Source organism: Paracoccus pacificus (genome assembly GCF_042680785.1).
Classification (GTDB): domain Bacteria; phylum Pseudomonadota; class Alphaproteobacteria; order Rhodobacterales; family Rhodobacteraceae; genus Paracoccus; species Paracoccus pacificus.
Genome location: NZ_JBHUEN010000034.1, coordinates 45,463 through 67,697, shown reverse-complemented (window position 1 = coordinate 67,697; position 22,235 = coordinate 45,463). Strand labels below are relative to the sequence as shown.

General features: G+C 65.5%; 22 protein-coding genes. 6 read left to right on the top strand and 16 right to left on the bottom strand.

Annotation, left to right across the window (positions count from 1 at the left end):
• Window positions 1–3 precede the first annotated feature (3 nt).
• The 6 genes from ACFSCT_RS12165 to obgE form a co-directional block, all read right to left on the bottom strand.
• Window positions 4–576: a TRAP transporter small permease gene (locus ACFSCT_RS12165; RefSeq protein ID WP_379143111.1), complete on the bottom strand. Its 573-nt coding sequence runs from the start codon at window positions 574–576 to the stop codon at window positions 4–6.
• 87 nt (window positions 577–663) lie between these two features.
• Window positions 664–1,638: a sialic acid TRAP transporter substrate-binding protein SiaP gene (locus ACFSCT_RS12160; RefSeq protein WP_379143110.1), complete on the bottom strand. Its 975-nt coding sequence runs from the start codon at window positions 1,636–1,638 to the stop codon at window positions 664–666.
• Window positions 1,639–1,711: 73 nt separating this feature from the next.
• Window positions 1,712–2,413, bottom strand: a complete 702-nt coding sequence (locus ACFSCT_RS12155) for a FadR/GntR family transcriptional regulator (RefSeq protein WP_379143108.1) — start codon at window positions 2,411–2,413, stop codon at window positions 1,712–1,714.
• 110 nt (window positions 2,414–2,523) lie between these two features.
• The gene (locus ACFSCT_RS12150; RefSeq protein ID WP_379143107.1) at window positions 2,524–3,591 is read right to left on the bottom strand and encodes an Ldh family oxidoreductase; all 1,068 of its coding nucleotides are present in this window, start codon (window positions 3,589–3,591) and stop codon (window positions 2,524–2,526) included.
• Between the two features lie 61 nt (window positions 3,592–3,652).
• Window positions 3,653–4,747 (bottom strand): glutamate 5-kinase, encoded by a 1,095-nt coding sequence (proB, locus tag ACFSCT_RS12145; protein WP_379143151.1) that lies wholly within the window; start codon window positions 4,745–4,747, stop codon window positions 3,653–3,655.
• Window positions 4,748–4,776: 29 nt separating this feature from the next.
• Window positions 4,777–5,823 (bottom strand): GTPase ObgE, encoded by a 1,047-nt coding sequence (obgE, locus tag ACFSCT_RS12140; protein WP_379143106.1) that lies wholly within the window; start codon window positions 5,821–5,823, stop codon window positions 4,777–4,779.
• A 154-nt stretch (window positions 5,824–5,977) separates the two neighbouring features.
• On the opposite strand from obgE, the gene ACFSCT_RS12135 reads away from it, so the two are divergent.
• The 3 genes from ACFSCT_RS12135 to eno all read left to right on the top strand — a co-directional run bounded on the left by ACFSCT_RS12135 (window position 5,978) and on the right by eno (window position 9,589).
• Complete coding sequence (locus ACFSCT_RS12135; RefSeq protein ID WP_379143105.1) at window positions 5,978–7,402, top strand: protein adenylyltransferase SelO; 1,425 nt, start codon at window positions 5,978–5,980, stop codon at window positions 7,400–7,402.
• A 91-nt stretch (window positions 7,403–7,493) separates the two neighbouring features.
• Entirely contained in the window at window positions 7,494–8,174 is a 681-nt protein-coding gene (locus tag ACFSCT_RS12130; RefSeq protein WP_379143104.1) for an endonuclease/exonuclease/phosphatase family protein, read from the top strand.
• A gap of 140 nt (window positions 8,175–8,314) precedes the next feature.
• A complete protein-coding gene (eno, locus tag ACFSCT_RS12125; RefSeq protein WP_379143103.1) occupies window positions 8,315–9,589 on the top strand; it encodes a phosphopyruvate hydratase in 1,275 nt (424 codons plus the stop codon).
• 503 nt (window positions 9,590–10,092) lie between these two features.
• Here eno and cheB read toward each other — a convergent pair.
• From cheB to cysS, 4 genes are all read right to left on the bottom strand, one after another.
• Window positions 10,093–11,172, bottom strand: coding sequence for a chemotaxis-specific protein-glutamate methyltransferase CheB (cheB, locus tag ACFSCT_RS12120; RefSeq protein WP_379143101.1), 1,080 nt, complete (start codon window positions 11,170–11,172; stop codon window positions 10,093–10,095).
• Between the two features lie 208 nt (window positions 11,173–11,380).
• Complete coding sequence (locus tag ACFSCT_RS12115; RefSeq protein WP_379143099.1) at window positions 11,381–12,145, bottom strand: squalene/phytoene synthase family protein; 765 nt, start codon at window positions 12,143–12,145, stop codon at window positions 11,381–11,383.
• Window positions 12,142–13,779 (bottom strand): citramalate synthase, encoded by a 1,638-nt coding sequence (gene cimA, locus ACFSCT_RS12110; RefSeq protein ID WP_379143098.1) that lies wholly within the window; start codon window positions 13,777–13,779, stop codon window positions 12,142–12,144. Before cimA ends, ACFSCT_RS12115 begins: the two co-directional genes overlap by 4 nt.
• Complete coding sequence (gene cysS / locus ACFSCT_RS12105) at window positions 13,779–15,143, bottom strand: cysteine--tRNA ligase (RefSeq protein WP_379143096.1); 1,365 nt, start codon at window positions 15,141–15,143, stop codon at window positions 13,779–13,781. The genes cimA and cysS overlap by 1 nt, the downstream gene beginning before the upstream one ends.
• 166 nt (window positions 15,144–15,309) lie before the next feature.
• Between cysS and ACFSCT_RS12100 the strand changes: the two genes are divergently transcribed.
• A complete protein-coding gene (locus ACFSCT_RS12100; protein WP_379143094.1) occupies window positions 15,310–15,651 on the top strand; it encodes an MmcQ/YjbR family DNA-binding protein in 342 nt (113 codons plus the stop codon).
• Between the two features lie 59 nt (window positions 15,652–15,710).
• Here ACFSCT_RS12100 and ACFSCT_RS12095 read toward each other — a convergent pair whose 3' ends face one another.
• The 5 genes from ACFSCT_RS12095 to ACFSCT_RS12075 all read right to left on the bottom strand — a co-directional run bounded on the left by ACFSCT_RS12095 (window position 15,711) and on the right by ACFSCT_RS12075 (window position 19,447).
• Complete coding sequence (locus ACFSCT_RS12095) at window positions 15,711–16,100, bottom strand: pore-forming ESAT-6 family protein (RefSeq protein ID WP_379143092.1); 390 nt, start codon at window positions 16,098–16,100, stop codon at window positions 15,711–15,713.
• 128 nt (window positions 16,101–16,228) lie between these two features.
• Window positions 16,229–17,371: an ABC transporter ATP-binding protein gene (locus ACFSCT_RS12090; protein WP_379143088.1), complete on the bottom strand. Its 1,143-nt coding sequence runs from the start codon at window positions 17,369–17,371 to the stop codon at window positions 16,229–16,231.
• On the bottom strand, window positions 17,368–18,174 hold the full coding sequence (locus ACFSCT_RS12085; protein ID WP_379143086.1) for an ABC transporter permease: 807 nt from the start codon (window positions 18,172–18,174) through the stop codon (window positions 17,368–17,370). The genes ACFSCT_RS12090 and ACFSCT_RS12085 overlap by 4 nt, the downstream gene beginning before the upstream one ends.
• Window positions 18,171–18,554 (bottom strand): VOC family protein, encoded by a 384-nt coding sequence (locus tag ACFSCT_RS12080; protein WP_379143084.1) that lies wholly within the window; start codon window positions 18,552–18,554, stop codon window positions 18,171–18,173. Before ACFSCT_RS12080 ends, ACFSCT_RS12085 begins: the two co-directional genes overlap by 4 nt.
• Window positions 18,551–19,447, bottom strand: coding sequence for an ABC transporter permease (locus tag ACFSCT_RS12075; protein WP_379143082.1), 897 nt, complete (start codon window positions 19,445–19,447; stop codon window positions 18,551–18,553). The genes ACFSCT_RS12080 and ACFSCT_RS12075 overlap by 4 nt, the downstream gene beginning before the upstream one ends.
• Before the next feature lie 248 nt (window positions 19,448–19,695).
• Here ACFSCT_RS12075 and ACFSCT_RS12070 point away from each other — a divergent pair, with 248 nt between their 5' ends.
• Entirely contained in the window at window positions 19,696–20,832 is a 1,137-nt protein-coding gene (locus ACFSCT_RS12070; RefSeq protein WP_379143080.1) for a TRAP transporter substrate-binding protein, read from the top strand.
• A 103-nt stretch (window positions 20,833–20,935) separates the two neighbouring features.
• Here ACFSCT_RS12070 and ACFSCT_RS12065 read toward each other — a convergent pair whose 3' ends face one another.
• On the bottom strand, window positions 20,936–21,775 hold the full coding sequence (locus ACFSCT_RS12065) for an alpha/beta fold hydrolase (protein ID WP_379143079.1): 840 nt from the start codon (window positions 21,773–21,775) through the stop codon (window positions 20,936–20,938).
• Between the two features lie 49 nt (window positions 21,776–21,824).
• Here ACFSCT_RS12065 and ACFSCT_RS12060 point away from each other — a divergent pair, with 49 nt between their 5' ends.
• Window positions 21,825–22,151, top strand: coding sequence for an ArsR/SmtB family transcription factor (locus ACFSCT_RS12060; RefSeq protein WP_379143077.1), 327 nt, complete (start codon window positions 21,825–21,827; stop codon window positions 22,149–22,151).
• The last annotated feature ends 84 nt before the right edge of the window (window positions 22,152–22,235 follow it).

Below are 22,235 nucleotides of genomic sequence, written 5' to 3'. Positions count from 1 at the left end.
GTCCTAGACTCCTGTAGGGCCAAGATCCTCGGCCTCTTCGCGGACCGAGCGTTTGGCGGTCAGATCCTTGACGAAATTCTGCAACGCCCGCAGCGTCATCAGCACGAAGGCGATGAAGATCGTGTAGAACACAGGGCCGCGCGGCAGATCGACCGTCACCATGCGCTCGCCGCCGACGATGCCGATATAGCGCCACATCAGCCACGACATATAGGCGAAGAAGCCGATGACGATGACGTCGACGATCACCTCGAGCCCGCGCCCGACAGGTTTCGACAGAAACCGATAGATCAGGTCCACGGCGATGTGCCGACCCAGCCGCACACACATGACCGAGCCCAGAAACACCACCAGAACCAGCGCGTTCGCGGCGACTTCCTCGGTCCAGGCCAGACTGTTGTTCAGCGCGTAGCGGGTGAAGAACTGCAGAAAGATACACACCGCCATCGCCCAGAAAAGCGCGAGCGTCACCCAATCCTCGATGGCATAGACCGACAGATCGACATCGGCGCTTTCCTCCTCGAAGGCATGGGCCATTTCCTCGACGCTGACTTGGGAATTTTCATGTTCTGACATGTCGACCTCCGGGCTGATGTTCAGGCTGACGTTTACGGGCGGGCGGGTCGTCGGGGCCGGCCGCGCCGGCCCCGCGGGATAGCGGCGTTACTGGATCGCGCGGATCGCTTCCCAGTCGGCCTTGTCATAGCCGAATTCCTCGAACGAGACTTTTTCCAGCACGTTCTTTTCAAAGTCGGCCTTGTCGACCTCGTTCACCTTGATGCCCTTGTCCTTGAACTCTTGCACAAGCTGCGCCTCGCGTTCCTGCACCTTCTTGGTGGCGCGTTCGGCGGCCTCCATCATCACCTCGGTGAAGATCTGCTTGTCCTCGTCCGACAGGCTGGACCAGAGCTGCTTCGAGATCAGCGTGTTCAGGTGGTCGACGATATGGCCGGTCAGGGCGATGTTGGACTGGACCTCGTAGAACTTCTTGGCTTCGATGGTGGTCAGCGGGTTTTCCTGCGCCTCGACGGTGCCGTTCTGCAGCGCAAGATAGACCTCGGCGAAGGCGATCGGCGCGGTGTTGGCGCCGCAGGCGCGCGGCATGGCCAGATAGGCCGGCACGTCCGGCACGCGGATCTTCAGCCCCTGCATGTCGGCACAGGTCTTGATTTCCTTGTTCGACGTGGTCTGGCGGGTGCCGTAATAGGTCACCGCGGCGATGTGGTTGCCGGTCGCATCCTCATAACCCTTGGCCAGTTCCTTGAAGATGTCGCTTTTGGTATAGGCGATCAGATGCTCGGGGTTGCGGAAGATATAGGGGTAATAGGTCACGCCGATCCGCGGATAGTCACGCGCCGCAAAGCTGGAGCCCGAGACGATGATATCGACCGTGCCCAGTTTCAGCCCCTGGTTCAGGTCGGCCTCTTTGCCAAGCTGCGAGGCCGGATAGACGTCGATCTTGTAGCGCCCGTTGGTGCGCTTGTTGATTTCCTCGGCCGCCCAGACCGATTCCGTGTGGAACGGTTCGCTGGTCTCGTAGACATGGGCCCATTTGAGCGTGGTCTGCGCATGCGATGCCAGCGTGCTGGCCATCAGCACGGCGGCGGCGCCGATAAGGCCCCTGAGTGTGAATTTCATGGTCTTCCTCCCTTGGATGTGTTCGTTCCGGTTATTCGGGTCGGTTCAGGCGGGTCGGTTCAGGCTGGTCGGTTCAGGCCGGTTCGGCGGCGAAATTCGCCGAGAACCGTTCCTGGGACTTTAGAAGATGATCGCGCATCGCCGCACGGGCGGCATCCGGATCGCGGTCCGCGATGGCGTCGCGGATGGTGTGATGTTCGTCCAGCGCGGCGCGCCAGGTATCGGGACGCTCAAAGAACGTGGACAGCCGCGCGTAATGGGCCGACAGCCGGCGCTGAAAGATCTCGGCGGTCAGATGGGTCACGACGCCGTTGCCGATCGCCGAAGCCACCGCGATGTGAAACTGGCCGTCCACGATGATGGCGCGCGGCCGGTCGGCGATCACCTCGGCCATTTTCGCAAGATTGTCGTCCAGCCTGCGGATCAGTTCGGGCGTGACATGGCGCGCCGCTTCCTCGGCGATGCCGCTTTCGAGGATACAGCGCGCTTGCAGGATCTCGAACGGGCCGTCCTCGTCCTCAAGGGACATTCCGGCGGTCAGGCTGGGGTTCGCGCTGAGATAGATGCCCGAACCCATGCGGATCTCGATGATGCCGCCGACCTCAAGCGCGATCAGCGCCTCGCGCAGCGACGGCCGGGACACGCCGATCTGTTCGGCAAGATCGCGTTCGGACGGCAGACGCATGCCCGCCGTCATGCCCTGCGCCGTCACCAGCGCAAGCACCTGATCGGCGACAAGGCGGTAATGCCGCCTTGGTCTGCTGTCGTCGTGCATCGGCTCCCCCCATCGCTGCCCTCCCCGGCAGCGGCACGGTCAAACTGGTCTGACCAATTCGACGTTAACGGCAAGTCACGGATTCAGTCAAGCGCGATATTGGGCGCCGGTCAGGTCAGCGGCCATTCCAGCCCGAATTTATCCGCGATCCGCCGGAACTCGCTGCGCGTGGCGGGGTCGAGCGTCACGCCGATCATCCGGCGTTCCTCGGCGACGCGCCATTCCCGGTCGCCGGGGGCCATCACCTGCATGTCCTGCCGCGCCGGCGATTCGCGCAAGGTCATAACATAGCGGCGCATTCCGGCGTCAAAACGCGCGCGGTCCAGAAACGCATCGGGGTTCAGCGCCATCACGAAGGCACCAAGCCCGCGCGGGGTCGAAAAATCCGGCCCCGGCATCGGCGCGATGTCGAAGCTCAGCTTCATGCCGGTCAGGACGGCGCTGAAAATCTCGGCCACGCCGGCCAGCGCCGCCCCCTTGAAGCCGAACTCACCGCCCAGCGGCGCCAGCATGTCGGCCAACTCGGCGTCGGTGGTATCGACCCCTTGCGTATCCGAGGCCGTCGCCCCCGGCAGCGTCCGCCCAAGGCTGCGGTAAAGCTGCACGCGGTTATAGGGAATGGCGCTTGTCGCCATATCCAGAAGCCAAGGGTTTTCGCCGGCGACCGGCACAGCGACCGCGATCGGGTTGGTGCCGTGAAACCGCATCGCGCCGTCATGCAGCCGCACGAAACTGTCCGAGTTGCAGAAGGCGATTCCGATCAATCCCTGCCGCGCGGCCTCAAGCGCATAGGCGCCGGCCGGTCCGAAATGCGAGTTGTTGCGGATCGCCACCGCGCCGATGCCGAACTGCCGCGCCAGATCGGCCGCCCGGTCCATGCCCAGATAGGCGCCAAGCGCGCCATGGGCGTCATCCGCGTCCAGAACCTCGACCGCGCCGAAGCCGCCCACCTTCTTCGGTTCGGGGGTGCGGTTCAGCCGGCCACCCTCAAGCGATTTCAGATAATGCGGCAAAAGCCGGACACCATGGCTGTCGACGCCAAGCGTGGTGCCGTGCAGCATCGCGCGCGTCGCGGCATCGGCGGTCGCCTGATCGGCGCCGGTGGCCAGGAATGCCTGCCGGCAGAATTCATCCAGTTGCGCCAGACTTACCCGGTCTTCGGAATTCGATTGCGCCATGCCGTTCCCCTGCCCCTGATCTGGCGGCAAGGATGCGGCAAGAAACGCCTATCGTCCAGCGTCATCCGGCGGCCATGTCATCGCGATGGATCAGCGCGGCGCGGCCCGCATAGCCAAGGATCGCCTCGATCTCGGCCGAACGGTGGCCCGCGATGCGCCGCGCCTCGTCGGCGGTATAGCGCGCCAGCCCCTTGGCCAGAACCACGCCGTCGGGACCAAGGATATGGACCGGATCGCCGCGCCCGAAACGACCGCTGACGGCGCGCACGCCGGCGGGCAAAAGCGATTTCCCCTGTGTAAGCGCCCCGGCCGCGCCCGCGTCGACGGTGATCTCGCCCAAGGGCTTCATCGCCGCGATCCAGCGTTTGCGCGCCGCCTGCGGGTCGCCCTCGGGCAGAAACCACGTCACCCGCGCGCCTCCCGCGATGGCGTTCAGCGGCCGCTCGACCGAGCCTTCGGCGATGGCCATGGCGCAGCCGCCGGCGACCGCCGTGCGCGCGGCCAGCAGCTTGGTTTTCATCCCGCCCTTCGACAGGCCCGAGACCGGATCGCCCGCCATGGCGGCGATTTCGGGGGTGATATGTTCGACCAGCGGCAGATGCAGGGCGTCGGGGTCGGTCTTGGGGTTGGCGGTATAAAGCCCGTCGACATCGGACAGAAGCACAAGCTGATCCGCGCCCGCCGTCACCGCGACCTGCGCGGCCAGCCGGTCATTGTCGCCATAGCGGATCTCATCCGTGGCGATGGTGTCGTTTTCGTTGACGATCGGCACCACGCCCAGCGACAGAAGCGTCTCCATCGTGGCGCGGCTGTTCAGATAGCGGCGGCGGCCCTGCGAATCCTCCAGCGTCACCAGCACCTGTGCGGTGGTCACGCCATGCGGGGTCAGCGCCGATTCATAGGCGCGCGCCAGCCGGATCTGGCCCACCGCGGCGGCGGCCTGACTTTGTTCCAGCGTCAGCGCCCCGGCCGGCAGCCCCAGAACCCGCCGCCCGAGCGCAATGGACCCCGACGAGACCAGAACCACATCCGCCCCGCGCCGGCGCCAATCGGCCACGTCCAGCGCCAGCCCTTCCAGCCAGTCGACCCTGAGCCCGTCGGGGCCGACCAGCAGCGCCGAGCCGATCTTGACCACCAGACGGCGCGCTTGCGCGATCCGGGGCGCCGTCGCCGTCGCGGCCGGGGTCAGGGCTGCCACTTGGTGGGTTCCCTGATTTCTTTCGCGGCTTCGCGGGCGGCGTCGCGCGCAGGCTCGATCCGCGACCACAAGGCGCGCAGAACCTCGGTCACGCCTTCACCCGATACCCCGGACATGAGCATCACCGGACCACCGATCCGGGCCTCGAGCGCGGCTTTGGCGGCGGCGCGTTCGTCTTCATCCAGCGCGTCGACCTTGTTCAGAACCGTGACCCGCGGCTTTTCGGCCAGCACCGGCGAATAGGCGGCAAGCTCGGTCAGGATGGTGGCGGCATCCGCCGCGACATCGGCCGAGGTTCCGTCCACCAGATGCAAAAGCACCGCGCAGCGTTCGACATGGCCAAGGAACTGGTCGCCAAGACCGCGCCCCTCGCTCGCGCCCTCGATCAGACCGGGAATATCCGCCATTACGAATTCGCGCCCGTCGACCGAGACGACGCCGAGGTTCGGGTGCAGGGTGGTAAAGGGATAATCCGCGATCTTTGGCCGGGCGTTCGAGACCGCGGCCAGAAATGTCGATTTCCCGGCATTCGGCAGCCCGACCAGCCCCGCGTCGGCGATCAGTTTCAGCCGCAGCCACAGCGTGCGCTCGACCCCCTCCTGCCCCGGGTTGGCGCGGCGCGGCGCACGGTTGGTCGAGGTCTTGAAATGCAGGTTGCCAAAGCCGCCGTTGCCGCCCCGCGCCAAAAGCACGCGCTGGCCTTCCTGGGTCAGGTCGGCGACCACCGTCTCCTGATCCTCCTCAAGGATCTCGGTGCCGACCGGCACGCGCAGCACGATATCCTCGCCCGAGGCGCCGGTGCGCTGGCTGCCCATGCCGTGCTGCCCGGATTTGGCAAAGAAATGCTGCTGATAGCGAAAGTCGATCAGCGTGTTCAGCCCCTCGACCGCCTCGGCCCAGACGTCGCCGCCGCGACCGCCGTCGCCGCCATCGGGACCGCCGAATTCGATGAACTTCTCGCGCCGGAAGCTGACCGCACCGGAACCGCCGCCACCCGAGCGGATATAGACCTTGGCCAGATCGAGGAATTTCATGGTCGTTACCTTTGCCCGGGACTGGTTCCCGTATCGCAAAACCGCCCCAATCCGCAAGAGGCCGTTACGCGGCCAATCGCTGCCCATCCCGGCATGGGGCCTTTCCTTTTCGACATTTGCGCCTAAATGCTGTCAATAACCACGGGGTCCGGTAATGCCAGAACAGCCCATCGCCTTCGACAACAGCTATGCGCGGCTGCCTGCCGGATTTTTCGCACGCATCAACCCCACCCCGGTTTCCGCCCCCGCACTGGTCGCGCTGAACCGGCCGCTGGCAAGGCGGATGGGTCTTGATGCGGACTGGCTGGCCTCGGCCGACGGGGTGGCGATGCTGGCCGGCAACGCCTTGCCGCCGGGGGCCGAGCCGCTGGCGCAGGCCTATGCCGGGCATCAGTTCGGCGGCTTCGTCCCGCAACTGGGCGACGGCCGCGCGCTTTTGCTGGGCGAGGTCGTGGCACCGGACGGGGCGCGCTTTGACCTGCAACTGAAAGGCTCGGGCCAGACGCCGTTTTCCCGGCGCGGCGACGGGCGCGCATGGCTGGGGCCGGTGCTCCGCGAATATCTGGTCAGCGAATTCATGGCCGCGATGGACATCCCCACCACCCGCGCCCTTGCCGCCGTCACCACGGGCGAACAGGTGTTTCGCGAAACCGCCCTGCCCGGCGCGGTGCTGACCCGCGTCGCCTCAAGCCATATCCGCGTCGGCACCTTCGAGTTCTTCGCGGTGCGCGGCGATACCGATCGACTGGCCCGGCTGGCCGATCATGTGATCGCGCGGCATTATCCGAACGCCTTGGGGCCCCTGTCGCTGCTGGACGGGGTGATCGCCCGTCAGGCGGTCACCATCGCAAGCTGGATGGCGCTGGGGTTCATCCACGGGGTGATGAACACCGACAACATGACCGTTTCGGGCGAAACCATTGATTACGGTCCCTGCGCCTTCATGGACGAATTCGACCCCTGCCGGGTGTTTTCGTCGATCGACCAGCGCGGGCGCTATGCCTGGGACGAACAGCCCCGCATCGCGGTCTGGAACCTTGCCCAGCTTGCCACCTGTCTGATCCCCCTGATGGGCGAGCAGGATGCCGCGGTCGAGGCCGCCACCCGCTCGGTCCACGCTTTTCCGGCGCTTTACGACGCGGCGTGGCTGCATGCCTTCGGCGCCAAGCTGGGCATATCCGGCCCGACCGAGGCGGACCGCCCGCTGATCGAGGATTTCCTGCGCCTGATGGCGGCGACCGAGGCCGATTTCACCCGCAGCTTCGCCGGTCTTTCGGACGGCTCCGCCCGGGCCGAGTTCAGCGACGGGGCCGGCTTTGACACCTGGCACGCGCGTTGGCAAAAGCGGACCGGCGGCGCGCCCGACACGGCGCTGATGGCGCGCGCGAACCCGCGCCGCATTCCGCGCAACCACCGCATCGAGCAGGTGATCGCGGCGGCGGTCGAGGGGGATTATGCGCCGTTTGAACGGCTTTACGACGCCGTGACCCACCCGCATGAGGACCGCGCCGAATGGTCCGATCTTTCCGCTGCCCCCCTGCCGGCCGAGCGGGTCTGTGCCACTTTTTGCGGCACCTGAGGGCATCAGGCGGCATCAGCGTGACATTGCCATGGAACATGCGCGCCGGTCCGTGCCAGAAACGAATGGATAAGAAGATACGCGCAGATTGATGCAAATCCGGATCGCAAGCTATAACCTGCATAAATGCCGCGGCATGACCGGCCCGCATGATCCCGGCCGCAATCTGGCGGTGATCCGGGAACTGGACGCGGACATCGTCGCGCTGCAAGAGGTCGATTTCCGCTTTGGCGCCCGCCCCGAGGCGCTGCCGCGCCGGCTGGTGCGTGAGGCGACCGGGCTCGCACCCGCGGAATTCGTCGGGACCGGCAAGGAATCATTGGGATGGCACGGCCAGACCATCCTTGCCCGGCCCGCGCTTCTGGACGATGGCAGTATCCGCCGGCTGCCGCTGCCGGGCCTCGAGCCGCGCGGCGCGCTGGCGCTGACCTTGCCCGGCATTACCGTGGTCGGCGTGCATCTGGGACTTTTGCGGTCCAGCCGCCGCGCCCAGCTTGACCGCCTGATCCGGCACCTGACCCGGCGCGAGGGCGAATGCGCCATCCTTGGCGATTTCAACGAATGGCGCGACGATCTGGGGCTCGAGCCGCTGGCCGGCATGCATCTGCTGACCCCGGGCCGGACCTGGCCGGCGCTTGCGCCGCGCCTGCGGCTGGACCGTTTCGCGCTGAGTACCGGGGTCCGCATCGTCAACAGCGGCGCCCATGACACGCCGCTTGCGCGCGCCGCCTCGGACCATCTGCCGATCTGGGCGGATATCGAAATCGGCTGAAGCTGGCGTCGTCCCCGCGCGTTGGTCGGGCTTGTCGTTCGACCGTGTCGTTCTGGCGCGTCGTTCTGGCTTTTCCTGCGCCGCCGCCCGCGCTAAACCCCGCAGGGAGTCAGAGGAACCCAATTGGCAGGAGCCCCAGCATGACAGTCATCGTCGATATTTTCGCCCGTGAGATTCTGGACAGCCGGGGCAACCCGACGGTCGAGGTCGATGTCACGCTGGAGGACGGCATCATGGGCCGGGCGGCCGTGCCCTCGGGGGCGTCGACCGGCGCGCATGAGGCGGTCGAAAAGCGCGACGGCGACAAGGCGCGCTATATGGGCAAGGGCGTTCTGGAAGCCGTCGCCTCGGTCAACGGCGAAATCTCGGAAAACCTGATCGGCGAGGATGCGACCGAGCAACCGGCGATCGACCGGCTGATGTGCGAGCTGGACGGCACCCCGAACAAAAGCCGGCTGGGCGCGAACGCGATCCTCGGCGTATCGCTCGCCGTGGCAAAGGCCGCGGCCGAGGCCTGCGGGCAGCCGCTGTTCCGCTATGTCGGCGGCACCAATGCGCATCTCTTGCCGGTCCCGATGATGAACATCATCAACGGCGGCGAACATGCCGATAACCCGATCGACATTCAGGAATTCATGATCATGCCGGTCGCCGCGGAATCGATCCGCGACGCGGTGCGCATGGGTTCGGAAGTCTTTCACACCCTGAAAAAGGAACTGTCCGCTGCCGGTCTGGCCACGGGCGTCGGCGATGAGGGCGGCTTTGCGCCGAACCTGTCCAGCACCCGGGACGCGCTGGATTTCATCCTGCGGGCGGTCGAAAAGGCCGGCTACAAGCCCGGCGACGACATCATGCTGGCGCTGGACTGCGCCTCGACCGAATATTTCAAGAACGGCAAATACGACATGAAGGGCGAAGGAAAGGTCCTGACCTCGGCCGAGAATGTCGATTATCTGGCGGCGCTTTGTGCCGACTATCCGATCCTGTCGATCGAGGATGGCTGTGCCGAGGATGACTGGGACGGCTGGAAGCTGCTGACCGACCGGCTTGGCAGCAAGGTGCAACTGGTCGGCGACGATCTGTTCGTGACCAACCCCGAGCGTCTGGAGGAAGGCATCCGCCGTGGCTGCGGCAACTCGCTTCTGGTCAAGGTGAACCAGATCGGCACGCTGTCGGAAACGCTGGACGCGGTGCGGATGGCGGATCGCGCCGGCTATACGTCGGTGATGTCGCACCGCTCGGGCGAGACCGAGGACGCGACCATCGCCGATCTGGCGGTGGCGACCAATTGCGGCCAGATCAAGACCGGCAGCCTTGCGCGGTCGGACCGGCTGGCGAAATACAACCAGCTTATCCGCATCGAGGAAATGCTGGGCGATACCGCTGCATATGCGGGCCGCTCGATCCTGCGCTGACCGGGAAACCTGCGGGTTTTCGCGGGCGGACAACATACTGAAAATGACCGGGAAAGACGGCCGCGCGGCGCGGCCGTCTTTTTTATGTCCGGGCTTATGTGGCGGTGGGCGAAAACGCTCGCATCCGTTGCGGTCGGGATCAGATACCGCCGGGCAGGAAAGCTCATCCTTGCTGTTAAGGCCCGGTCGCCTGTGGCGGGCAGGCGAAAACGCCCGCGTCTGTTGCAATCTGGTTCCGATACTGTCGAGGCGGATCGTCCGTCCGTTTTCGATGTCCGGGCGTTTGTAGCGGGGCAGGAAAGCCCATCTTGCTGTTGTGGTCCGGGCGCCGGTGAGGCGCGGACAAACGTCCGCATCCGCGGCACGCGCGTTGCGACACCGCAGGGGCGGCCCCCCGCCCCTCGGGCGCCGCGGCAATTCCTTATGCAGCGGGCCGGGTCAGGCCCGGCGCTGCGCGCGCCGCCCGCCGGGTGTGGCAATGCCCGGCCGGGGGATTTTTCCCTTCACCGCGCCGGATTTCGGCTGGCCATCGCCAAAATCTCGGGCGCGATACGATCCAGCGGCAATACCATCTGCGCGGCACCGATTTCGGCCGCGATGCGCGGCATGCCCCAGATGACCGCGCTTGCCCGGTCCTGCGCGACGGTCCGCGCGCCGGCGTTGCGCAGCGCCAGCATGCCGGTTGCACCGTCCCGGCCCATCCCGGTCAGCAGGGCCGCGATGCAGCGGTCCCCGAACGGCGCGGCGGATTCGAACAGCATGTCGACCGAGGGGCGATGCCCGTTCCGCTTTTCGGCCTGAACGAGCGTGCAGCTGGGGTTCGCCCCCTGCCGCAACATCAGATGATGATCGCCCCCCGGCGCAAGATAGACGCAGCCCTGACGCAGCACCGCACCCTCGGTCGCGAGTTCCAGACGCGGCGCGATCCGGGCGTTCAGACGGGCGGCAAAACCGGCCAGAAATGCCGCCGGCATATGCTGGGTGATGACCGTGGGCGGGCAATTCACCGGAAAACCACCCAGCAGCCTTTCCAGCGCGTCGACCCCGCCGGTGGAGGAACCGATCAGCACATGACGGCCGTTCCAGACAAACGCGCGCGACGGCGGCGCATCAACGGCCGGCGGAACGACGGCCAGACGCCGCAGGTTGGCGCCCGCCGCCGCGACCAGAAGGTCGGCCAGCGCCGCAAAGCCTTGCCGGCCGAGACCGCCGGCGGGCTTGCCGATACAGTCGACCGCGCCGATCGACAGGGCTTCAAGCGCGGCGGCGCTGCCCCGTTGCGTCTCGGCCGAGACCATGACGACCGGCCGGGGCGATTGCCGCATCAGCCGGCCGAGGAATTCCAGCCCCGACATGCCCGGCATCTCCACATCCAGCGTCAACACATCCGGCCGCGCGGTCATGATCGCCTGCTCAGCCGCGTCGGCATCAGCAGCCTCGGCCACGACCTGCAACCGTTGATCGGCGGATAGCGCAAGGCGGATCAGCCGGCGCATCGTGGCCGAATCGTCGACGACAAGCACCCGCACCCGGCGCGGATAGGGGCGCGGCGCAGCCTCTGACAAAACTCCCGGCACCGTCATCAGGGCGGTATACCGACGGGGCGGACCGGCCCCGGGTCTTTGCCGGATGGTGGATGGGACAGGCCCATCCGATCACGGCGGGGCGGGTGAAATTCTGTGCGGGAACAAGACAACGGATCAGACATCAACAAACCGGGTTCGGGCGATTCGTCCCATGATCCGCGATTCCGTTGAAATAAGTCTTAACGGCCGCGGATTTTTTCCTGAATTACCAGCGTCCCGTCGCCGCCAGCCACGCCAGCCTGCCGCGGCGTGAAAAATCCGCGATTTCCGTGACCTGGTTTATCGCCGCCTGCGGATCGCGGCGGATGCGGCGCAGGATCGGCCGGGCCGGAAACCCGACGTAATATGCCGGATAGGCAGATTTCGGGATCACCCCCCGGCCCGCGCTTGCCGCGTCAAGCGCGGCCAAACCGCGCGCCGCCGCCGCCGCGACAGCCTCGGGTGCCCTATCGGCAAGGCCGACCGACAGCGCATTCAGTTTCGGCAGCACGGACAACCATGACGCCAGACCGGCCCCCAAGGCCCGGTTCCGGGTGACGGGTTCCGCCTCGGGCGGGGCGCCGAGCGCCCGGGCGGCGGTCCACATCACATGACCCGAAGTGCGGTCGATATAGTCGTAAAGTGCCGCCAAATCCGGCAGGGGCTCGCGTTCGCAATCCCGCGCCCGCGCCGCGATCACATCGTTCAGAAGCGGCGCGCCCTGTGGCCATTCGGCCGAGAATGCGGCCAGAACCGGGTGGTCGTCGGGCCGCCCGCCGGCCGCGGTCGCCGCCAGCCGGTCGGCCCACCATTGCAGCCGCATCTGCGCGAGCAACGGTTCGGCCGAGGCCCATGGCGCCTGCGCGATCTGAAGGTTCAGCGCATAAAGCGTCAGCAGGCGCGGCCGCACCGGCTGCGGCGCGGCCAGAAGCGTGGCATAGCGATCCGGGTCGCCCTCGCGCAGAAGCGTGGCACAATGCTCCAGCGTCACGGGCGCCGGTCCGCCGCCGCGACCGGCGTCACCCGGTCATGGATCAGCTTCCACGTGACCGCATCGACCAGCGCCTGAAAGCTCGCGTCGACTATGTTCGGGCTGACCCCGACGGTCGACCAGATCTGGCCGGCGTCATTGGCGAAATCTATCACCACGCGACACACCGCATCGACGCCGCCCTGAGTGATCCTGACGCGGAAATCCTCAAGCCGCATATCGTCGATCGAGGCCTGATAGGGCCCCAGATCCTTGGCGAGCGCCCGCCACAATGCGTTCACCGGCCCCCGGTCGGCGCCATCGGCCCCTATCGACTCGGATACGGACAGGGTGCGTTCGTCGCCGATCCGGACCACGACGACAGCCTCGGAGAATGACAAAAGCTGACCGGCGGGGTCGCGGCGGCGTTCGACCGTGGCGCGGTAACGCTCGATCTCGAAAAAGCGCGGCAGGATGCCAAGCTCGGCCCGGGCGATCAGCTCGAAACTGGCCTGCGCGCCGTCATAGGCGAAACCCCGGTCCTCGCGCAGCTTGATCTCGTCAAGGATGCGGGCCAGCGCGGGATCGGCGCGGTCGACGGTGATGCCCGCCTCGGCCAGCCGGGCGCGCAGGTTCGACTGCCCGGCCTGATTGGACATCGGGATGATCCGCTCATTCCCGACCGTTTCCGGGGCCACATGTTCATAGGTAGCGGGGTTCTTGACGATGGCGCTGGCGTGAAGCCCGGCCTTATGCGCGAATGCCGAGGCGCCGACATAGGGCGCGCTGCGCAAAGGCACCCGGTTCAGGATTTCGTCCAGACGCCGCGACAGCCGGGTCAGTCCGGCCAGCCCCTGCGTCGAGACGCCGATATCGAACCGGCCCACGTAGGCCGGTTTCAGCAATAGCGTCGGGATCAGCGTGGTCAGGCTGGCATTGCCGCAGCGTTCGCCCAACCCGTTCAGCGTGCCCTGCACCTGCCGGGCGCCGGCATCAATCGCGGCCAATGAGCAGGCGACCGCATTGCCGGTGTCGTCGTGGCAGTGAATGCCAAGCCGGGCGCCGGGGATGCCGGCGGCGATGACCTCGGCGGTGACGCGGCGCACCTCGTCCGGCAAGGTGCCGCCGTTCGTGTCGCACAGCACGACCCATCGCGCCCCGGCGTCATGGGCGGCCCGCAGGCAATCCAGCGCATAGGCCGGATTGGCGCGGTAGCCGTCAAAGAAATGCTCGGCGTCGAACAGCGCCTCGCGCCCTTGGGCAACGATATGGGCGACGGATTCGGCGATATTGGCACGGTTTTCCGCAAGCGAGATGCCGAGCGCCTCGGTCACGTGAAAATCATGGGTCTTGCCGACCAGACAGACGCTTGGCGTGCCCGCGTTCAGCACCGCCGCCAGCACGTCGTCATTGGCGGCCGAGCGCCCTGCCCGCTTGGTCATGCCGAAGGCGGTCAGGGTGGCGCGGGTCGGGGGCGGATTGTCGAAAAACTCGCTGTCGGTGGGGTTCGCGCCGGGCCAGCCGCCTTCGATGTAATCCACGCCCAGTTGATCCAGCATCCGCGCGATCTCGGCCTTTTCCGCGGCCGAGAATTGCACGCCCTGCGTCTGTTGCCCGTCGCGAAGGGTGGTGTCGTAAAGGTAGAGCCGATCCATCAGACCCGTTCCAGTTTGGCGGCGTTGAAATCGGGTCCGGCAAGCAGCTCGACACCCGTCGGGGTCATCCGGACCTCGACCCCCGCATCGGACAATCGCAGCTTCAGCGCGTCCACGGCGGAAAAATCCTTGCTGCGCTTTGCATCGGCACGCAGCGCGTTCATGCGCTCGGCGAAAGCGGACAGATCCGGTCCGGCGCTGATCCAGCCACCCCCCGCGTCGTCAAGCAGGCCCAGCAGTTGCGCCGAAGCCTTCAATCCCGCCGCGTCCCCCGCCCGCGCGAGGTCGTGCATCGCCGCGATCGCGCCGGCCGTATTCAGATCATCGGCCAGCGCCGCGACGACGGCGGGCGAAGGGTTTTCGGCCGGTGCGACACCATCCGTCAGCATCCGCCATTTGCGCAATGTCGTTTCGGCCTCGGTCGCCTTCGCCTCGGTCCAGTCCATCGGCTTGCGGTAATGGGTCATCAGCATGACAAAGCGGATGACCTCGCCGGGGACGCCCCGGTCCAGCAGGTCGCGCACGGTGAAGAAATTGCCCAGCGACTTGGACATTTTCCGGCCCTCGACCAGCAGCATCTCATTGTGCAGCCAGACATGGGCGAAATCGGCATGCGGATGGGCGCAGCGGCTTTGCGCGATCTCGTTTTCGTGGTGCGGGAATTGCAGATCCAGCCCGCCGGCGTGAATGTCGAAACTGGTGCCCAACAGGTCATCCGCCATGGCCGAGCATTCGATATGCCAGCCCGGCCGCCCCCTGCCCCATGGGCTGTCCCAGCCGGGCAGGTCGGCACCCGAGGGCTTCCATAGCACGAAATCCATCGGATCGCGCTTGAAGGGCGCGACCTCGACCCGCGCCCCGGCGATCATATCCTCGATCGAGCGGCCGGAAAGCTGACCGTATTCGGGATAAGAGCGGACATCGAACAGCACATGCCCCTCGGCCACATAGGCATTGCCGCGATTGATCAGCATCTCGATCATCGCGATCATCGGCGCGATATAATCCGTCGCGCGCGGCTCATGCGTGGGGCGCAGCGCGCCAAGCGCGTCCATATCGTCATGGTACCAGGCGATGGTCTCATCGGTGATCGCGCGGATCGGGCGCCCGGTCAGGGCGGCGCGGTCGTTGATCTTGTCGTCGACGTCGGTGAAGTTGCGCACATAGGTGACGTGATCCACGCCATAAACATGACGCAGCAGGCGGAACAGGATATCGAACACCACCACCGGCCGGGCATTGCCAAGATGCGCGCGGTCATAGACGGTCGGGCCGCAGACATACATCCGGACGTTCTTGTCATCTATCGGCGTAAACGTTTGCTTTTGCCGGGTTTTCGTGTTCGTCAGAGTGATCTCGACCATATGCCTTCCCTTCGGGGCGCCGGTCGGTCGGATTGTGACACGAAGGAACGCCCGCCTGAATCCTCAGCCGGTAATGCAGCAGTTGATAATGATGCTGTATGCGTTCATTCCGCTGACTTAACCCATCACCTTGCGGCTGCCAAGCACTTCGGTAAAATTCAGTGCTATGAGCCGGGAAAGCGTCAATGCGATGTGCAGCGCGCTGCCGGGGTCCGAGAATTCGGATCCCTGGGGCGGCGGTCACGATTGCTGGAAAGTCGGCGGCAAGATGTTCGCGGTCATCGGCGCGATGGACGAACGGCTGTCGGTCAAGACCGACAGTCCCGAAACCGCCGAGATGCTGATCGACGCCGGCGTCGGCCAACGGGCGCGCTATCTGCACAAAAGCTGGATCGCGATGCCGCTTGACGCCGATCCCGATGAGCTGCGGCACCGTATTCTGGCGTCCTATCGGCTGATCCGCGACAAGCTGCCGAAAAAGCTACAGGCCGGGCTGGACCCGGCCTGACGCTGTTTCACCAAAGGCGCGACGCCCCTGTTCACCAAGGGCGATGCCTGTGCGATGCCTTACTTGGGCAGTTGCGCGCCAAGCTGGGTGATCATGTCACCCATCTGCTTGCAGAGATCCGCCTCGGTGGTCTTTTGCGCCGCGGCGCCGTCGGCGAGCGTCGTCTCGACGCCCATGCCCGAGACGGTGCCGGCCTTGCCCTTGGCTTCCGCCTCGTCACCCGCGGCGGTATCGCCGGGCGGCAGCATGGCCAGCAGCTTGGTCTGGATCTCGACCGGTTCAGCGCCGATATGGCCCTGTTCCTGACAATAGGTCAGAACGCCAAGCTGGTTGCGTGCCGAGACATAGGCCGCTGCCGGGTCGGGCATCGCCGGGGCGGCGGTCTGCGCCACCGCCGCAGCCAGTGGAAGCATCGCGAAACCAGCCGCCAGAATTGAACGCTTAAACATTTGAAGTCCTTTCGACACTACAATCCAAGGAAGCTTGGCACAGGCTGCGATCGGGTGAAACAGCGCAAAGGTCCGCGGCGGCGAAATATTGCCACCTGTCGGTTCCGGCTTACGCGCGAACCGGCCGATCAACGAAACAGGACCAGCGACCCCGGCGACCATGTGACCTTGGTCCGGGTGCCGACGCCAAGCACATCGCGGCCAAAGACGTTGCGCATGGCGATACGGACCGGGCGGACCTCTTGCCCGAAGGCGTCCGAGCCGTCCAGCCGCACATCGTAATAGGTCATGTCGCCGTAATAGACGACCTCGTCGATCACGCCCTCGGTCACCCGGGTCTGGGTGCCGGTCACCTCGGGCGTTCCGATCGAGACCGCCTCGGGGCGGAAACCGACCGAGGGGCCGGAATCGCCCGCGTCGACGCGGCTGACGTTGGTCATGGGAATTTCGACCCGGCCAAGCCCCGGCGCCTCGATTTCGACGCCGGCGGCGGTCTCGGCAAGGACGCGCGCGGGCAAGAAGTTCATCACCCCGATGAAATTCGCCACCCGGCGGCTGTTCGGCCGCGCATACAGCGTTTCGGGTTCGTCAAGCTGGGCGATCTGGCCCTCGAACATCACCGCGATCCGGTCCGACATGACCAGCGCCTCCTCCTGGTCGTGGGTGACCAGAACGAAGGTGATGCCGACCTGCCGTTGCAGCTTGATCAGCTCGACCTGCATCTGTTCGCGCATCTTGCGGTCCAGCGCCGACAAGGGTTCGTCCAGAAGCAGCACCTTGGGCTTCAGGATCAGGGCGCGGGCCAGCGCCACCCGCTGCCGCTGGCCGCCGGACAGGGCATGCGCGGCGCGGTTGCCGTAACCCTCCAGCCCCACCATCTTCAGCGCATCGGCCACGGCCTGCGCCTTTTCGGCCCTGGAGCGCGGATCGCGGCGCAGGCCGAAGCCGACGTTCTCGGCCACGGTCAGATGCGGAAAGATGGCATAGCTTTGAAAGACCATGTTGGTCGGGCGGACGTTGGCGGGGACATGAGCCATGTCCTTGCCGTCGATCAGCACCACGCCCGAGGATATGTCCTCGAACCCCGCGATGGTACGCAGCAGCGTGGTCTTGCCGCAGCCTGACGGCCCGAGAAGCGAGAAGAACTCGCCCTCGCGAATGGTGGCGGTGATGCCGCGCAGGGCGTGATAGTCGCCATAGTATTTATGCACGTCACGGAATTCGATCAGGGGCTTGGCGGCCTCGCGCGGCACGGTTCGGGTATCGCTCACACGAGGCCTCCGGTCGATTTGGCGCCGGTGCGGGCGTTGCCGCGGCGGCGGAAATATTCGGCGATGGTCAGAAGCACGATCGACAGCGCCACAAGCACCGTCCCCAGCGCAAGGATCATCGGGATCTGCTTCGGGAAGCGAAGCTGCGAGAAGATATAGGTCGGCAGCGTCGGCTGGTTCCCGGACAGGAAGAAGGCGATGATGAATTCGTCAAGGCTTATGGTGAAGCTCATCAGCAGGGACGAGATGATCCCCGGCATGACCAGTGGCAGGATCACCAGCCGGAAGGCGCTGGCCCGGGTCTCGCCCAGATCATAGGCGGCTTCCTCCAGCGATTTATCAAGGCTGTTGAAGGCGGTCGACAGGATCGCGATGGCATAGGGCATGCAGATCAGCACATGGCCAAGGATCACGGTAAATATCGACAGCGGAATGCCGATGCCCAGCAGCACCACCAGAAGCGAGACCGAGACGATGATCTCGGGCAGGACCAGCGGCAGCATGATCAGCCCCATGATCCCGCCCTTGAACGGGAATTTATACCGCGTCGAGGCCCGGGCGGCGAAAATGCCCAGACAGGTCGCAAGGATGGCCGCGGACACCGCGATGATCAGCGAATTCGCCAGCGCCTGCCGCAGGGCGGCGGTTCCGTACATGTCGCTGAACCACTGGGTCGTGAAGCCTTTCAGCGGAAAGGCGACGATGGTGCCCGAATTGAAGGCGAACAGCGGCAGAAGCAGGATCGGCGCATACAGAAACAGCAGATACAGAAGCGCGTAGATGCGCAGGCCACCGCCCTTCATGCCGCTTCCTCCACATTGACGACACAGAAGCTGTTGCCCTCCGGGTCGGCAAGGACCACATAATCCGCATCCGGCTCATAGCGCCACGCCACCCGCCGGGCGCCAAGGGCGATCAACCGCGCGACCTCGCTGGCCTGATCGGTGGTGAACAGATCCATGTGGTGCCGTCTCGGCGCGGCCGAGCTGGTCAGCTTCAGCGACAGTTGCGTTCCCGCGGCGCCGTTCGCCGGCACGAGGATTGCAAAATCATCATCGGGCGCCCGACGCAGTTCGTAACCAAGGGCCGCCGACCAGAAGGCAATCGCGCGGTTCATATCCCGCACCCCCCAGACGATCGCGCCAATCCCGACGCGCGGGCCTGCCGCCTCTGCGCCCGTCATTGTCGCACCTTCAGGAAACGCCGGTTCAGGAACAGAAAGACCGCGCTGACCACCGCCACGATCAGCATGGCCGTGACCGCCAGCGCCGAGCCCAGCGGCCGGTTGTCCTGATCCAGCATCTGGCTTTGGATCATGTTGGCGATCATCGGGATCTTGCCGCCGCCGATAAGCTGCGGCGTCACATAATCGCCAAGGGTCGGGATGAACACGATCAGCGTCGCCGCGATCACCCCGGGCATGGCCAGCGGCAGGGTCACCCGCCAGAAGGTCATGGCTCGCGATTCGCCCAGATCGCGCCCCGCCTCGAGCAGCGCGCGGTCGATCTTTTCCAGCGCCACGAAGATCGGCAGGATCGCGAAGGGCGCATAGGCATGCGCCAGCGTCAGCACGATCGAGTTCACGTTGTAGAGGATGAAGGTCAGCGGCTGGTCGATGATCCCCAGCGCCTTCAGCCCCGAGTTGATGACCCCGTTATAGCCAAGGATCACCTTCCACAGGAACACCCGGATCAGATAGCTGGTCCAGAACGGGATGGTGATCAGGAACAGCCACAGCGCCTTTCGGTCGGGGCGCACGTAAAAGCTGACGTAATAGGCGACCGGAAAGGCCAGCAGCACGGTGACCAGCGTCACCAGCCCCGACACGATCAGCGACCGCAGCATGACCGAGCGATAGATCGGATCGGTCCAGACGATCTTGTAGTTTTCAAGCGTGAATGCCGGCTCGACCACCAGATAGCCGTCGCGAAAGAAGGAATAGGCCAGAATCGTCGCCAGGGGTGCCGCAAGCACCAGCAGGGCATAGCCCAGCGGCGGGGCGATCATCGTCAGACCCTGCGCTGCCTCTGACCGGCGCCAGCTTTGCTTTCCAGCCCCGCCTTGCTTTGCAGCCATGCGATTCCTTCCCCGTCGGCGCGGTCTTGTGCCCGTCTGTCCGTCCGATGGATTCCACATGGGCGCCGAAAGGAAAAGCCCTTTCTGCCGTTCCCGGTCACCGCAAAATGCAGCGCGATCCGCCATTTGCCTTTTCCGCATGCAATTGGTGCGAGGCCCTCGACAGGGTGGTTTCCGCCGTGCAACATGCCGCCACCAATGCCGGCGCGCGACGATGTATCGCTGCCGGGAATCTGTGGAGGAACTATATGACCGACAAGAAAACCTATGACCGTCGCGCCTTTCTGACGCGGGCCGGCATCGGCGGCGCGGCCGCGACCGCCGCGTCCGCCCTGGCCGCGCCCGCGATCGCGCAGGAACAGCCCCAGATCACCTGGCGCCTGGCATCGGCCTTCCCGAAATCGCTTGATACCATTTATGGCGGCGGCGAAGTTCTGGCGAAAGCGATGAGCGAGGCGACCGACGGCAAGTTCAAGATTCAGGTCTTTGCGGCGGGCGAGATCGTGCCCGGCCTGCAGGCGCAGGACGCGGTGACCGACGGCACCGTCGAGGCCTGCCACACCGTCGCCTATTACAGCTGGGGCAAGGATCCGGCCTTCGCGCTGGGCGCGGCCGTGCCTTTCGCGCTGAACGCGCGCGGCCAGAACGCCTTCATGTACCACGGCGGCGGCATCGACCTGTTCAACGAATTCCTTGCCGGCTATAACATCTATGGCCTGCCGGGCGGCAATACCGGCGTGCAGATGGGCGGCTGGTTCCGCAAGGAAATCAACACCGTCGAGGATCTCAAGGGGCTGAAGATGCGGGTCGGCGGCTTTGCCGGCCGGGTGTTGGAAAAGCTGGGCGTCGTGCCCCAGCAGATCGCCGGCGGCGACATCTATCCGTCGCTGGAAAAAGGCACCATCGACGCGGCCGAGTGGGTCGGTCCCTATGACGACCAGAAGCTGGGCTTCGCCAAGGTCGCGCCCTATTACTATTATCCCGGCTGGTGGGAAGGTGGCCCGACGGTCCACTTCTTCTTCAACAAGGAAAAATACGAGGCGCTGCCGGCCAACTACAAGGCGCTGCTGCACACCGCCGCGCAGGCGACCGACGCCAACATGCTTCAGATGTACGACTATCTGAACCCGACGGCGCTGAAGCAGCTGGTGGCCGAGGGCGCGCAACTGCGTCCCTTCTCGCCCGAGATCCTTTCGGCCTGCTATGACGCGGCGAACGAGGTCTATGCCGAGATGGTCGCCTCCAACGCGCCGTTCAAGAAAATCTGGGAAGCGATCACCGCGTTCCGCAACGATTACTATCTGAACATGCAGGTGGCGGAATATTCCTATGACACCTTCATGATGGTGCAGCAGCGCAACGGCAAGCTGAACACCGCCGGCTGATCGCGATCGCCGCAGAAATGGGCCCGCGTCGGGAAACCGGCGCGGGTTTTTTCATCCGCCATGCGGTGGGCGGGCGCCGGGAATGAAAGCCCCCGGTGGCCGGTCATGCCGGCGGCGCGGCCCGATGCTTGTGGTCGATCCGGCGCAGCACGGCGGCGACGATGGCTTCCGGCGCGTCCTCCTGCACCAGATGTCCGGCGTTCGCGACCGGCTGAAGCGCGTCCCCGGACAGCAGCGCCGCAAGCGCCCGCCCCTTGGCGACGGGAATCCACGCGTCGTTTTCGCCCCATAGCACGCTCACCGGGCAATCGAGCCGGCCGTATAACGGTTCCACCTCATCGGTGAACCGCTGATCCATCTGGGCGATCTGCCGGTAGAATGCGGCCTGACCGACGGGGCCGAGCCATGGCGCGCAATAGACGCCCATGGCTTCTTCGGACAGCGGGTTGTGCGCGGCTGTCTGCAAATAGGCGCGCAGCAGCGCCTGATGCATATAATCCGGCATGCCCGCAAAGGCGGTTTCATGCGCGCGGACGTGCTGGACAAAGGGCGAGCCCCACGGCGCCAGTGCCACCGCGTCGAAAATCGTCAGCGAGGCATAGCGCAGCCCGTCGAGGTAATAGCTGCGCAGCGCCGTCGCGCCGCCGAAGTCATGCGCCAGCACATCGGGACGGCTCAGGCCCCATTCCGCGATCAGCGCGGCCAGAACCCGGTTCTGGATGCCAAGCGAGACATCCTGCCCCTCGCGCATTTCGGACAGGCCGTAACCGACCAGATCGAAATAATAGACCGTCCTGCGGTCAGCCAGATGCGGCACGATCCTGCGCCAGACCTGCGACGAAAACGGCGTGCCATGGATCGCGACAAGAGGCGGCCCGGTTCCGATCCTGCCCCAGCGGACCCTGCTGCCCGCGACAAGCGTGCTGTTCGGCAAATCGAGCATCACGATCCTTTATATTGTCACTTAGCTAAGTAAGCATATGATGCCGGTCATGGACAGATCAATTCAAATCAGGGCATTGGCCAGCACGCAGCGGCTGACGATCCTGAGACTGCTGGCCGAGCCGGGCAGGCATTTCGGCGATCAATGGTCGGCCGATCCAAAGCGGGTCGGGGTCTGCATGACGCTGATCGCGTCGGCCTTGCAGATCGCGCAACCCACCGCCAGCCGCCATCTGGGCATATTGGCGCAAGCGGGGTTCATCACCGTGACGAAGCATCTGAAGTGGTCATATTGCAAGCGGGACGAGGTCGCGATCCGGCAATACCTCGACTGGCTGGCGACCGAGCTTCACGCGCCGGCACCCCGGGTTCCGTGACGCTCGGGGGCGCGGCATCGGAATCTGATGACGGCCGCCGCGCCTAACGCCACCTGCGACCGGCCGATGAAAAAGGCCGCCCGG